Origin of the sequence: Isoptericola halotolerans (assembly GCF_013149785.1) — a bacterium.
Taxonomy (GTDB): domain Bacteria; phylum Actinomycetota; class Actinomycetes; order Actinomycetales; family Cellulomonadaceae; genus Isoptericola; species Isoptericola halotolerans.
The window spans coordinates 1,342,252-1,355,449 of record NZ_JABEZU010000001.1; the positions used below are offsets into that span (position 1 = coordinate 1,342,252).

Here is a 13,198-nt window from a genome sequence, read left to right on the forward strand (position 1 = left end):
ACAGGAGGGCTCAGGAGGTCGAGCGGCGTGCCTGCCGCTCGGCCTCCTGCGCCACGTTGCGCTGCATCCCGCCGAAGACGACGCCGTGGAACGGGGCGACCGACCACCAGTACGCCTGACCCGCCAGCCCCTGGGGGTGGAACAGGGCACGCTGGGCGAAGTAGGTGCGGCCGGGCCCGGCCGCGTCCTCCAGGGCGGGACCGTCGTCGTCGCGGTCGGTCACCTCCGCCGCCGCCTCGTCCACCCGCAGCTCCAGCCACGCCAGACCCGGCAGCTTCATCTCGGCGCGCAGCAGCAGGCGCTCACCCGGCTCGATCGCCTCGACCCGCCAGAAGTCGAGCACGTCGTCGACCCTCAGCCGGTGCTCGTCGCGCCGTCCGCGGCGCAGGCCCGGACCGCCGACCAGCCGGTCCAGGAGACCGCGCGCACGCCACGCCAGCGACCACGAGTACCACCCGCCCTGGCCGCCGATCTCCTCGATCACCCGCCACAGCACGTCCCGCGGGGCGTCCACCACGGTGCGACGCTCGTCCACGTACAACGATCCGCCCGCCCAGTCCGGGTCCGTGGGCAGGGGGTCCGACGGCGCACCGGGCAGGGAGGCCGACGACCAACGGGTCGTCACCTCGCCGTCGTGGATCCGGGTCAGCGCCAGCTCGATCGCACGGTCGACACCCACCAGACCCTCGTCCGGGTCCGGGACGAAGCCCCGGATGTCGTCCTCCCGGCACACGACCTCGTGCTGCAGGGAGTCCACCAGGGGCCGGGCGATGCCCGAGGGCACCGGGGTGACCAGCCCCACCCAGTGGCTCGACAACCGGGGAGTCAGCACCGGCACGCCCACGATGACCCGTCGGCGCAGGCCCGCCGCGCTGGCGTAGCGGTGCATCATCTCGCGGTAGGTCAGCACGTCCGGCCCGCCGATGTCGAACCCGCGGGAGACCTCGGCGGGCAGGGACGCCGCACCCACGAGGTAGCGCAGCACGTCCCGGATCGCGATCGGTTGGATCCGGTTGTCGACCCAGCGGGGCGTCGTCATCGCCGGCAGCCGTTCGGTCAGGTAACGCATCATCTCGAACGACGCCGAACCCGACCCGAGGATCACCGCGGCCCGCAGCACCGCCGTCGGGACACCCGAGGCGAGCAGGATCTCCTCGACCTCCTTGCGGGAGGCGAGGTGAGCGGACAGCTCGCCCTCCGGGACGTCCGGGTACAGGCCGCCGAGGTAGACGATGCGGCCCACACCCGCCTCGCGCGCCGCCCGCGCGAAGGTCAGCGCGTTGCGGCGGTCGACCGCCTCGAAGGTCCGGCCCGTGCCCAACGAGTGCACCAGGTAGTAGGCCACGTCCGCGCCCCGGAGCGCGTCGCGGATCGCCTCCAGGTCGCTCACGTCGGCCGCCACCCGCTCGACCTGCGAGGCCCACGACCTGCCGTCGAGCCGTGCCGGGTCCCGCGAGACCGCCCGCACCTCGTGGCCCGCCGCGAGGAGCTCGGGCACCAACCGCCCGCCGACGTACCCGGTGACCCCGGTGACCGCGGCCCTCATCCGAGGAGCTCCAGCACCGCACGCTCGGCGCTGGTCACGTCGTGCCACCGCCGCGGACGGCTCTCGTCGCGCCAGGCCAGCAGATCGGTCCCGCCGCGGCGGCGCTCCAGGGTGCTCACGAGCTGTGCGACCTCCTGGTCGTGGACGACGGTCTGGCGCTGCTGGCCGGACCTGGCCGGGTAGCGGAGGAGCACGTTCCCGTCACGGTGGACGCGGACGTGCTCCCTGCGGAGAGTGGCGAGCCCGTCGCTGCCGTAGCGGCGGGCGCAGATCCACACGTCCCGCCCTGCCGGCGGGACGGCCAGGCCATGGCGCCGCGCGATCTCGTCGAGGTCGGTCAGGGGCATGCCGTCGACGTCCAGGAACACCCGGCCGTCGCCCTCGGGCCGGCGTGGGTGCCCCCGGTCCGACGGGGAGGAGCGGCGCAGTCGCACCCCGACAGTGTGGGCCGGAAGACGCCGTCCCGCACCGCAGGGCTCAGCCCGGCAGCCGGACCATGCCCTCCTGGGCGATGGAGGCCACCAACGCACCCGACCGGTCGTACACGCGGGCCAGGCCCAGACCGCGGCCGCCCTGAGCACCCGGGGACTCCTGGACGTAGAGCAGCCACTCGTCGGCACGGGCGTCCCGGTGGAACCACATCGCGTGGTCCAGCGACGCCATCGGGACCTTGCCGCCCACCTCCAGCCACGAGGTGCCGGCCTGACGCAGGACGGGCTCCAGCATCACCTGGTCGCAGGCGAAGGCCAGCAGTGCGCGGTGCAGCAGCGCGTCGTCGGAGTCGACGGTGTGCCGGGCGCGGACCCAGACCATCTGCTCCGGCCGGGGGTCGGTCGCTGCACCGAGGTACAGCGAGCCACCCACGTGAGCGAGCTCGAACGCCGACCCCTCCGACCAGTAGCGCGCCGCCGGGTGGTCGAACCCCTGCAGCGCCTCGAAGGCCGAGGTGACCCCCTCGGGCGCCGGGACGCCGTCGGGCATCGGTACCTGCGCCTCGTAGCCGGGCTGGTCCACCTGGAAGGACGCCGTCAGCGACAGGATCGGCCGGCCCGACTGGATCGCGTGGGTGCGGCGCGCACTGAACGAGCGACCGTCGCGCAGGCGTTCGACGGCGAAGTCGACCGGGGCGTCCAGCGACCCCTCGCGCAGGAAGTAGGCGTGCAAGGAGTGCGGCAGCCGGTCGCCCTCCACCGTGCGACCGCAGGCGAGCAGCGCCTGGGCGAGCACCTGCCCGCCGTACACCCGTCGGCCCGGCCCCGGGACGGACCGGCCGCGCCAGAGGTCGTCCTCGCCACGCGGTCCCCAGCCCTCGACCTCACGCAGGTCGAGGGCTGCCAACAGCTCGTCGAGGGGCCCACCGGAGGTGTCGGTCTCGCTCACGTTCATCCGTTCGTCATGCGTGGTGGTCGAAGAGTGGTCGGAATGGTGCTGCGCTCGCAGGCTCGCTGCGCATCATTCCTCGTGCTGGTGGTCGGAATGGTGCTGCGCTCGCAGGCTCGCTGCGCATCATTCCTCGAAGGTGTTGAGCATGCTGAAGGCCGCGCGCTCCAGGTAGTCCCACAGCTGCGACTCGTGGGCCGGCGCGAGGTCCAGGGAGTCGACGGCCGTGCGCATGTGCCGCAGCCACCGGTCCCGCGCGTCCGGGTTCACCGTGAAGGGTGCGTGCCGCATGCGGAGACGGGGGTGACCGCGCTGCTCGCTGTACGTCGTCGGGCCGCCCCAGTACTGCTCGAGGAACAGCATCAGCCGCTCCTTGGCCGGGCCCAGGTCCTCTTCGGGATACATGGGGCGCAGCACCTCGTCGTCCGCGACGCCGTCGTAGAAGACGTCGACGAGGCGTTCGAACGTGGCGCGGCCGCCGACGTCGTCGTAGAAGGTAGGAGTCGTCACCGGCACATCTTCCCAGATCGGGGCGCTGGTCGTCCGTGGCGGGGATCACCCGAGGAACGATGCTCGGCCGGAGGCGTTAGAGTGGTGACGGACCTGCAACGACGCGATCCGACGAACTACCTCCTGGGGAGACACCGAATGAGCAAGGCGGAAGACATCCTCTCAGCACTCGGCGGGACCACCAACGTCGTCGAGCTCGAACCGTGCATCACGAGACTGCGTGTCCAGGTGTCTGACCCTCAGCTCGTCGACGAGCACGCTCTGAAGACCTCGGGTGCCTTCGGGGTGGTTCGCTCGGGCCGCGTCATCCAGGTCATCGTGGGGCCGGAGGCCGATCACCTGGCCGCCGAGCTCGACGGCCGCGTCGCCTCGGCCTGACCGGCCGCGGCGCGGGCCGACGCGGGGCCCGGCGCGGGGCCGGGCTCAGGCCTCGCCGGACCCGATCGCCTCGGTCCGCAGCACGCCGGCCGCGCGGAGCTGGCCCTGGGCGGCGCGCAGCAGTGCCCGCGACACGTCCCACTGGGTGCCCGGGTTCACCTGGGCGTGCACGGTGAACGTCATCGAGAAGTCGGTGACGGCGTCGACGCCGCGGACCGACGGCGGCTCGAGGAAGTCCCCGGCCAGCTCCGGGTCGGCCGCCACCAGGTCCGCGGCCCGCCCCAGGGCGGCACGCACCACGTCGACGTCCGCGTCGACCGGAACCCGGACCTCCGCCAGCGCACGGGACCACTGCTGCGTGCGGTTCCCGGCGCGCAGGATCTCGCCGTTGCGCACCCACCACAGGGTTCCGTCGACGGAACGCACCTGCGTGGTGCGCAGCTGCACCTCCTCGATGACCCCCTCGGCCCCGGAGCCGAGGTCCACGACGTCGCCGACGCCGTACTGGTCCTCGACCAGGATGAAGATGCCGGAGATGAAGTCCTTGACCAGTGACTGGGCGCCGAAGCCCAGCGCGATGCCTGCCACGCCGGCGGACGCGAGCAGCGGACCCACCCGGAAGCCGACCTCCGTGAGGATCATCAGCAGGATCATGACGCCGACCACGATGTTCGCGGTCGAGTTGAGCACCGATCCCACGGTGCGGGCCCGCTGGGCACGGCGTGCGGAGGCCAGGGGGTTGGCGAGCACGAGAGCCTCGCCCACGATCGGCGACCGGTGGAACCAGCCCTTCGAGCCCTTCGGCGTGGCGCGAGGCTGGCCGGTCGCGATCCTCTCGGTGACGTGCGAGATGAGGCGGCGCAGCAGCACCAGGACCAGCAGGCCGATGACGACGATGATCAGGACGCGCAGGGGCCACCCGGTGAACCAGGTCCAGAACCGCCCGCCGGCCTCGATGGACTCCCGCAGGATCTCGGGCGAGGGCGACGGGTCCGGTGTGCCGGGCGACGGTGTGGTGGAGGTCGAGAAGCTCACGACCGTCACCGTAGCGGCCGTCGGGCCCTCCTGTGGCCACGGCCGGGGCCCCCGCTGGCGTGGGGCGACTGCTCCGGACCGCCGATAGTGGCAGGATCGTCCCCGTGAGCATCAAGGACATGGACCAGGCCGTGCCCGACGGCGGAACGCGCTCCGAGCTGCACGAGCTCGCTGCGGCGCACGGGGTGCTCACCGAGTACCACGGGTTCGGCGGGGGAACCGCCAGCGTGCCCGACGCCACGCTGGTCGCGGTGCTCGGGGCGCTCGGCGTGGACGCCACCGGACCGCAGCAGGTCGCGCACGGGCTGCGGCGCGCGCGCGACGAGGACTGGCGGTCGGTGCTGCCGCCGACCGTGGTCGCACGCCAGGGGCACGAGACCACCGTGCCGGTGCACGTCAGCGACGGCGCGTCGGTGCACGTGTGGCTGGAGCTGGACGGCGCCGAGCCCGCGGCCCGCCGCCACGCGGTGCGCCCCCGGCGCGACCTGCAGCAGTCCGACGCCTACGTCGCGCCGCGCGAGGTCGACGGACGGCGTGTCGGCCGGGCGACGTTCGTGGTGCCGGCCGACACGCCGCTGGGCTGGCACACCCTCTTCGCGCTCAGCGAGGGGCAGGAGACGTCCACCACCCTGGTGGTCACCCCGGACCGGCTCGAGCTGCCCTCCGTGATCGAGCGTGGGCAGGTCTGGGGGGTGCTCGCCCAGCTCTACTCGGTCCGCTCGCGCACCTCGTGGGGGATCGGCGACCTCGCCGACCTCGCCGACCTCGCGTGGCTCACCGCGCACCGCGCCGGCGCGGACTTCGTCGCCGTGAACCCGCTGTCGGCGGCCGAGCCGATCACCCCGATGACGCCGTCGCCGTACCTGCCGACGTCGCGCCGTTTCGGCAACCCGATCTACGTGCGTGTCGAGGACATCCTGGAGACCGCCTACCTGTCCGCCGCGGACCGCTCGCTCGTGGAGTGGGCGGCGGACCCGGTCCGGGAGCTGGACGGCAACGGCGGACCCATCGACCGCGACGCCGTCTGGGAGGCGAAGAAGGCCGCGCTGGAGGTCGTGTACTCCGCGCCGCGACGGGCCGCACGGCAGGCAGCCTTCGAGGACTTCGTCACCACGCAGGGGGTGGGGCTCCGGGACTTCGCGACCTGGTGCGCGATCGTCGAGGAGCTCGCCGGCGAGCCGTGGCCCGCCGAGCTGACCGACCCGGGTTCACCGGCGGTGGCTGCTGCCCGTGACCGTCTCGCCGACCGGGTCGACTTCTACGTCTGGCTCCAGTGGGTCTTCGACGAGCAGAAGGCAGCGGCCCAGCGCACGGCCGTCGAGGCCGGGATGAGGGTGGGGATCGTCCACGACCTCGCCGTCGGCGTGCACCCCGACGGGGCGGACGCCTGGGCGCACGCCGACGTGCTCGCCCGAGGGGTCGGCGTCGGCGCGCCGCCGGACATGTACAACCAGCAGGGGCAGAACTGGTCCCAGCCGCCGTGGAACCCCCGGGCGCTGGCCCGTGCCGGCTACGCGCCGTACCGCGACATGCTGCGCACCGCGTTGCGGCACGCCGGTGCCCTGCGGGTCGACCACGTGCTCGGGCTCTTCCGTCTGTGGTGGGTCCCGGAAGGAGCCGACCCGACCGCCGGGGCGTACGTGCGCTACGACCACGAGGCGCTGGTGGGCATCCTGGCGCTCGAGGCGCAGCGTGCCGGCGCCATGGTCGTCGGCGAGGACCTCGGCGTCTTCGAGCCGTGGGTGCGCGAGTACCTGGCGGACCGCGGCATCCTCGGCACCTCGGTGTTCTGGTTCGAGCGGTCGGACGGGCGGCCGACCGCCCCTGAGGGCTACCGCCGCCTGACGCTCGCGACGGTCGGCACGCACGACATGCCGCCGACGGCGGGCTACCTCGCCGGCGAGCACGTCGACCTGCGCGAACGGCTCGGGCTCCTCGCCGAGGATGCGCAGGCCCTGCGCGGGCAGGCGCGGGCGGAGCGGAACGCCGCGGTCGCCGTGCTCGCGGGGCAAGGGCTCGTGAGCGACAACCCGTCGGAGCGTGAGGTGGTCGAGGCGCTGCACCGGTACCTGCGACGTTCGGCCGCCGCGTTGGTCGGGGTCCAGCTCGTCGACGCCGTGGGGGAGCGGCGGTCGCAGAACCAGCCGGGCACGGACACCGAGTACCCCAACTGGAAGGTTCCGCTGGGTGACTCCGCCGGGAACGTGGTGCTGGTGGAGGACCTGTTCGACAACGCCCGGCTGCGGTCCCTGTTCGCCGCGGTCGCGAGCGCGCGCTGACGGACAGGTCCCGGCGAGGCGTCGGCCTCGCCGGGACCTTCGTCGTCAGGCCGCGTCGACGGCCTGCGCGGCCAGCGCCCTCTCGGTGCCGGCCAGCGCCTCGATCACCATGCGCCGCAGCGCGGCCGGGGCGTCGGAGTGCGTCTCGAGCCAGCCCCGCACCACGTCCCGCAGGCGCGTCGATGCCAGGGGAGCCGGGTAGAGCCCCTCGATGAGCTCCTCGGCGATGTGGTAGCTGCGCGTCTGCCAGATCGGCAGCAACGAGTCCACGTACCGCTGGGCGAAGGGCACGAGCACGGCCGGGTCGGTGACCTGGACGAACCCGGCGGCGGTGGCCCGGATGATCGCGTTGGGGGCGTCGGCGTCGTCCACGACGGAGGCGAACGCACGCTCCTTGCCCTCGATCGTCGGGGTGGCCGCGCGGGCACGGGCTGCGGCCTGGCGACCCGAGGCGGTGTCGTCGGCGGACAGGGCGGCGTCGATCTCGGTGTCGCCGGCGACGCCGAGCTGGACCAGACCCTGCAACAGCTCCCAGCGCAGGTCGGTGTCGACGGCGAGGCCGTCGAGGACGACCGACCCGTCGAGCAGGCCGCTCAGCGGGGTCGCGTGCGCGTCGGTCGAGGACATCGCCGCGAAGTACTTGACGAGCTGCAGCTGCAGGTCGGAGCCGGCGGAGGCCTCCTGGGCCAGCGACCAGAGCGTGTCACCGACACGCTCGAGGGTCGCCGCCCGGCGTGCGGGCGCCACGTAGGAGCGTGCGGCCAGGCCGAGCTGGGCGAGCGTGGTGCGGACCGTCGTCGACTCCGTCTCGGCCGCGATGTTGCCCAGGACCAGGTCGACGTAGGACGAGGCCGGGGTCTCGCCGTCGCGCACCGCGTCCCACACCGAGCCCCAGACGAGGGAGCGGGCCAGCGGGTCGCTGATGCGCGAGAGGTTCTCGACGGCGAAGGTCAAGGAGGTCTTGTCGAGACGCACCTTGGCGTAGGCCAGGTCGTCGTCGTTGACGAGGACGAGGTCCGGACGGGACAGCCCGACGAGGTCGGGCACGGCGGTCCGTTCGCCGTCGACGTCGACCTGCACCGACCGCGTGCGCACCACGGCGCCGGACTCGTCGAGGTCGTAGAACCCGATGCCGAGCCGGTGCGGGCGGATCGTCGGGTGGTCGGCCGGGGCCGTCTGCTCGATGTGGAACGCGGTGATCCGGCGGTGGTCGTCCAGCTCGATCGCGGGCCGCAACGTGTTGACGCCGGCGGTCTCCAGCCAGATCTGCGACCAGGCGGTCAGGTCCCGTCCGCTGGTGGCCTCCAGCTCCACGAGCAGGTCCGGCAGCTCGGTGTTGCCCCACGCGTGCTTGCGGAAGTAGGCCGACACCCCGCCGATGAACTCCTCGCGTCCCACCCATGCGACGAGCTGCTTGAGCACCGAGGCGCCCTTGGCGTAGGTGATGCCGTCGAAGTTGACCTGCACGTCGTCCAGGTCGCGGATCTCGGCGACGATCGGATGTGTCGAGGGCAGCTGGTCCTGACGGTAGGCCCAGGTCTTCTCCATCGCGTTGAACGTGGTCCAGGCGGCCTCCCACTCGGTGGCCTCGGCCGTGGCGAGCGTGGACGCGTACTCGGCGAACGACTCGTTGAGCCACAGGTCGTTCCACCACTTCATGGTGACCAGGTCGCCGAACCACATGTGCGCCAGCTCGTGCAGGATCGTGACGACGCGGCGCTCCCGCACCGCGTCGGTCACCTGGGAGCGGAACACGTAGGACTCGGTGAAGGTGACGCAGCCGGGGTTCTCCATCGCGCCCATGTTGTACTCGGGCACGAACAGCTGGTCGTACTTGTCGAACGGGTAGGGGACCTTGAAGGTCTCCTCGTAGAAGGCGAAGCCCTGGCGCGTGGTGGCCATGATCGCGTCGGCGTCGAGGTGCTCGGACAACGACGAGCGGCAGAACACGCCCAACGGGATCACGCGGCCGTCGGACGACGTGACCTCGCCGCGCTCGACGGCGTACGGCCCGGCGACCAGCGCCGCGAGGTACGTGGAGATGCGGGGCGTCGGCCCGAACTCCCACCGCGCCGCCTCCACGCCGGGCTCGCTGGCGTGCTCGGCCGAGGTGGGTTCCGGCGTCGGCTGGTTCGAGACGACCTCCCAGGCGGCCGGCGCCGTCACCGTCAGCTGGAACGGCGCCTTGAGGTCGGGCTGCTCGAAGGTCGCGAAGACGCGCCGGGCGTCGGGGACCTCGAACTGCGTGTAGAGGTAGACCTCACCGTCGACGGGGTCGACGAACCGGTGCAGGCCCTCGCCGGTGTTCATGTACGCGCAGTCGGCGACGACGCGGACCTCGTTCTCGGCGTCGAGGTCGTCCAGCGTGATGCGCGAGCCGGCGTACACCTGCGCGACGTCGAGCGTGCGTCCGTTGAGCGTCACCTCCCGCAGGTGCGGGGCCACCAGGTCCAGGAACGTGCTGGCCCCCGCCTTGGCGGAGAACCGGACGGTCGTGGTGGACGCGAACGTCTCAGGACCGGTGGTCACGTCGAGCTCGACGTGGTAGGACTCGACGGTGGTGACGACCTCGGCGCGCTCGATCGCTTCGACGCGGGTCAGGTTCTCTCCGGGCACGGGTGCTCCTGGGGACGGTGACAGGTGGCGACGACCACGAGGTCGTCGCGGTCGCGTGCGACGATCATGCCACCTCGGCCCCGTCCGGGAGAACGGATTCTCGGCTGTGCGGCCCGGTTTCATCGGGCCGGCGCGGTGCCCCGGGTTCGACCTGTGTCACCCGGTCATGACATCCTGCGCTGTGCGCACCAGCGCGTCGGCCGGTCGTCACCGGCTGCCCGCCCCGGGAGGGAGCCCTGATGTCCGGCACCGTGCCGCCGCCCCCGCCGCCCGGTCCTGCCCCGCAGGGCCCGGGCGCCGATGCCGTGCGTCCGTCCCTGCAGGGAACGGGTCGGCCACCCGCCATGCCGCCGTCGATCAGCCCCGGCCAGGCACCGAGGCCGGGTCACCTGCCCGTGCCACCGGCGCCTGCCTCGGGCTCGCCTGCCTCGGGCTCGCCGGCTCCGGCGCCCGCGCAGGCACCTGAGCCTTCCCAGCCGAGGTACTCCGCGCCGGTGCGGCAGCCCGCCTACCAGCCTGCCGCCTACGAGCAGCCCTACCAGCAGAACACCTACCAGCAGCCCGCACCGGAACCGCAGGGACAGCCGCCGCAGTCCCAGCAGTACGGCTACACGCCCCAGCAGTACGCCTACCAGCAGGCGCCGGCCAGCCCTCCGACGGGAACTGCCCAGAACCCGGCCTCGCCGGGCACGCGCCGTGGCCGGCGGCTGAGCCCGGGCATGATCGCCTTCATCGCCGTCGACGCGATCCTCCTCGTGGTGGCGATCGTCTTCGCGGTGAACGTGCTCAGCGGGTCGGGGGCCTCGCCGGTGGACGCGGGGGACGAGCCCGACGTGGTCGCGAGCCAGGACGCCGCCGACGACGAGGACGGCGACGGCGGCGCTGACGACGAGGCCGCGCAGGGCACCGACCCCGGAGCCTCGATGGCGGAGTTCGCCTCGCCGTCGCGCAACATCTCCTGCGAGATCTTCGAGAACCAGGTCACGTGCAAGATCGCCGAGCTGAACCAGCAGCCTGCACCGGTGGAGGGCTGCGACGGGATGACGGGCTACGTCGTGACGCTCGACAGGGAGGGCACGGTGGCGCTGCCGTGCGTCCCCACGGGAGAGAAGCCCTCGACCGCCGGCGGCGGCCTCGACGCGCTCTCGTACGGCGAGACGGCCACGGGCGGCGACTTCACGTGCACCTCCCAGGAGGACGGGATGTACTGCCAGCACGACCCGAGCGGCCAGGGCTTCTCGCTCGCGAGGGCGGGCGTCGGGACCTACTGAGGCGTTGGTCGGTCGGCCGAGGCGTCCTGCGGCGGGTCGTGCGGCTCGAGGAACGGTTCGAGCAGCCCCGGTGCCGCCTCGAGGGCGAAGGCCAGCGACTCCTCGACCGCGACGTCCGGCGCTTCGTACACGCCCCACCCCGCGGCAGTCATCGCCGAGACGGTGCGGAGCCCGAGGCGGCGCTGCAGGATCGACTCGCGCAAGGCGATCGTGCTGACCGCGTCACGCCGCAGCACCGTCGTCGCCCGGCTCATCAGTCCGGACCGGACCACGAGATGGTCCCCGACGATCGTGTGCCCGAGCGCGCGGTACGCCACCACCGCCGACGCGAGCGCGACCACCCAGGACGCCGCACCCCACCACAGCGCCGTCACCGGGACGGCGCCGTTCGAGGCGAGCCACCCCGACGTCCCCGTCACGGCGGCGCCGACGACCGTGGCCCACCACAGACGGCGACGCAGAGCGGCCGGCGGGTGCGGCGCCAGCCGTCGCGAGAACGGGCCGGGCGACATCTCGAGGACCTCTCCGACGACTCTCCGCGCGACCGGGAGGGGACCGCGGGGCAGGATCGACGTCGACCCCGACCAGATGGACAGCCCCGTGGTGATCACCTCGGTGTCGGCGACCCCCAGCCATCGCCAGAGCACCGGTTCCGAGACGTGGGCACCGCGGATCCGGCGTTCGTCGCGGTTGACCTCGCGCGTCGTCAGGAGACCCTGGCGAGTCCGCAGCTGCGTGGAGTCGTCTCCCGGGACCCGGGCGAGCTCGAAGCGCCAGTGCGTGCTGAAGTACCCCGCGGCCCGTGCCACGGTGCCGACCGCCAGCACGGCGCCCAGCGTCATGCCGATCGTGACGGGCCAGCCGACCTCCCCTGGGGAGAGGTTCCGCTGGATCCACGTCCCGGGGTCGAGGCCGAACATCGCGACGAGCCAGTAAGCGCCCCACAACAGACCGGCGGCGGCGACCACGGACCAGACACCGACGACGTTGTAGACGACCCACGACGGCCGGAACCGTGCGATGACCTGCTCGGTCGATCGATCCGCAGGCCCGGCGAACCCGGTGGGTCCCTCGGACCCGGCCGTGCGGGTCGGGGGAGCGGTTCGCGCACCCGGTGGCGCCGCCTCGCCCGAGAGCAGCGTCCGGCGAAGCGCCGCGGCGTCGTCTCGGTGCAGTGCGTCCAGGGACAGCGCGGACTCTCCGGCGGAAAACTGCTGCCCGGCGCCGATCAGGACGACCCGCAGCCCGGCGAGGCGGTGACGCAGCCTGGCCGTCACGTCGATGCTACGGATCCGGTCGCGCCGCACCGAGCGGTAGCGCCGGACGACGATGCCGGTGCGGCGCTCGACGTGCTCGTCGGTCACCCGGTAGCGCGTGAAGGCCCACCGCAGGGCATCGCGGGCGGCACCGATCACACCCAGGACGGCGACGAGGACGAAGGGCCACATCGCACCCCAGGTCGGGTCGACGCCGACCACCCAGGTCGCGACGGCCGCAGGTGTCAGCGACAGCAGGGACTGTGCGACGTCGACCCAGATCACCCTCGCGTCCAGGCGCAACCACGGCGCGGTGTCCGGGGTCACCGGCACCTCGCGCTCGAGGACGTTCCCGTCGGCCGCCTGGGCGTCGGCGCCCGGTTCGACCTCGGCACCCTGCTGCGGCGTCACGTGGCGTCCCCGGGGACCTGCTCCACGACGAGCGTCAGGCGTTCGGCGACCTGCTCGGCCACGTCCTTGTCCAGCCCGACGATGTTGATCGCGCCGCTCGAGGAGGCCGTCGTGACGCGCAGGGTGGCGAGGCCCAGGAGCTGCTCGAGAGGCCCCCGCACGGCGTCGACGGTCTGGACGCGGGACAGCGGTGCGACCCGCCACTCCCGCACCACCCAGCCGGTGAGCCCGTAGACCGCCTCGTCCGTGGTCTCCCAGCGGTGCACGGCGTACCGCCACCGCGGTTCGACGAGCGCCCGGGCCGCCGTCCAGGCGGCGACCAGCACGATCGGTGCGACGAGCCACCCCCGCGCCGGCTCCCACAGCCAGGCGACCAGCAGGAGGACGACGAGGACCAGACCGGCAGAGCACAGGCCCCGCAGGGTCCACCAGCGCACTGCTCGTGGGTCGACGCGGTGCACGGGAGAGCGGAGGTTCGGCATGCGCCCAGCCTGGCACTCCCGTGCGCCCCACGGG

At 73.0% G+C, this 13,198-nt stretch carries 11 protein-coding genes; 3 read left to right on the forward strand and 8 right to left on the reverse strand.

What is annotated here, in order from left to right:
• Nucleotides 1-10: 10 nt before the first annotated feature.
• The 4 genes from HDG69_RS06345 to HDG69_RS06360 all read right to left on the reverse strand — a co-directional run bounded on the left by HDG69_RS06345 (nt 11) and on the right by HDG69_RS06360 (nt 3,436).
• Nucleotides 11-1,546, reverse strand: coding sequence for an SDR family oxidoreductase (locus tag HDG69_RS06345; RefSeq protein ID WP_171782843.1), 1,536 nt, complete (start codon nt 1,544-1,546; stop codon nt 11-13).
• Nucleotides 1,543-1,980 carry a hypothetical protein gene (locus HDG69_RS06350; RefSeq protein ID WP_171782844.1) on the reverse strand — a complete coding sequence of 146 codons (438 nt, stop codon included), beginning with the start codon at nt 1,978-1,980 and terminating at the stop codon, nt 1,543-1,545. The genes HDG69_RS06345 and HDG69_RS06350 overlap by 4 nt, the downstream gene beginning before the upstream one ends.
• 43 nt (nt 1,981-2,023) lie before the next feature.
• Nucleotides 2,024-2,926 (reverse strand): acyl-CoA thioesterase, encoded by a 903-nt coding sequence (locus tag HDG69_RS06355; protein WP_425484013.1) that lies wholly within the window; start codon nt 2,924-2,926, stop codon nt 2,024-2,026.
• Nucleotides 2,927-3,052: 126 nt separating this feature from the next.
• Nucleotides 3,053-3,436: a globin gene (locus HDG69_RS06360; protein WP_171782846.1), complete on the reverse strand. Its 384-nt coding sequence runs from the start codon at nt 3,434-3,436 to the stop codon at nt 3,053-3,055.
• A gap of 138 nt (nt 3,437-3,574) precedes the next feature.
• On the opposite strand from HDG69_RS06360, the gene HDG69_RS06365 reads away from it, so the two are divergent.
• Nucleotides 3,575-3,814 (forward strand): PTS sugar transporter subunit IIB, encoded by a 240-nt coding sequence (locus tag HDG69_RS06365; protein ID WP_171782847.1) that lies wholly within the window; start codon nt 3,575-3,577, stop codon nt 3,812-3,814.
• A gap of 45 nt (nt 3,815-3,859) precedes the next feature.
• Here HDG69_RS06365 and HDG69_RS18905 read toward each other — a convergent pair whose 3' ends face one another.
• Complete coding sequence (locus tag HDG69_RS18905; protein WP_343036288.1) at nt 3,860-4,849, reverse strand: mechanosensitive ion channel family protein; 990 nt, start codon at nt 4,847-4,849, stop codon at nt 3,860-3,862.
• A 119-nt stretch (nt 4,850-4,968) separates the two neighbouring features.
• Here HDG69_RS18905 and malQ point away from each other — a divergent pair, with 119 nt between their 5' ends.
• Nucleotides 4,969-7,128 (forward strand): 4-alpha-glucanotransferase, encoded by a 2,160-nt coding sequence (malQ, locus tag HDG69_RS06375; RefSeq protein ID WP_171783217.1) that lies wholly within the window; start codon nt 4,969-4,971, stop codon nt 7,126-7,128.
• Between the two features lie 45 nt (nt 7,129-7,173).
• Here malQ and pepN read toward each other — a convergent pair whose 3' ends face one another.
• Entirely contained in the window at nt 7,174-9,744 is a 2,571-nt protein-coding gene (pepN, locus tag HDG69_RS06380) for an aminopeptidase N (protein ID WP_171782849.1), read from the reverse strand.
• A 494-nt stretch (nt 9,745-10,238) separates the two neighbouring features.
• Here pepN and HDG69_RS06385 point away from each other — a divergent pair, with 494 nt between their 5' ends.
• Nucleotides 10,239-11,015, forward strand: coding sequence for a hypothetical protein (locus tag HDG69_RS06385; RefSeq protein WP_171782850.1), 777 nt, complete (start codon nt 10,239-10,241; stop codon nt 11,013-11,015).
• Here the strand turns inward: HDG69_RS06385 and HDG69_RS06390 are convergent.
• Together HDG69_RS06390 and HDG69_RS06395 are read right to left on the reverse strand one after the other, a co-directional pair.
• On the reverse strand, nt 11,009-12,682 hold the full coding sequence (locus tag HDG69_RS06390; protein ID WP_343036289.1) for a PH domain-containing protein: 1,674 nt from the start codon (nt 12,680-12,682) through the stop codon (nt 11,009-11,011). The two genes, HDG69_RS06385 and HDG69_RS06390, sit on opposite strands and share 7 nt — an antisense overlap.
• The gene (locus HDG69_RS06395) at nt 12,679-13,164 is read right to left on the reverse strand and encodes a PH domain-containing protein (protein WP_171782851.1); all 486 of its coding nucleotides are present in this window, start codon (nt 13,162-13,164) and stop codon (nt 12,679-12,681) included. The genes HDG69_RS06390 and HDG69_RS06395 overlap by 4 nt, the downstream gene beginning before the upstream one ends.
• Nucleotides 13,165-13,198 lie beyond the last annotated feature (34 nt).

Bases quoted from the DNA above. Each gene is read 5' to 3' on its own strand.
- HDG69_RS06345 (WP_171782843.1), bottom strand. From the start codon at position 1,546: ATGAGGGCCGCGGTCACCGGGGTCACCGGGTACGTCGGCGGGCGGTTG.
- HDG69_RS06395 (WP_171782851.1), bottom strand. From the start codon at position 13,164: ATGCCGAACCTCCGCTCTCCCGTGCACCGCGTCGACCCACGAGCAGTG.
- malQ (WP_171783217.1), top strand. From the start codon at position 4,969: ATGGACCAGGCCGTGCCCGACGGCGGAACGCGCTCCGAGCTGCACGAG.
- HDG69_RS06365 (WP_171782847.1), top strand. From the start codon at position 3,575: ATGAGCAAGGCGGAAGACATCCTCTCAGCACTCGGCGGGACCACCAAC.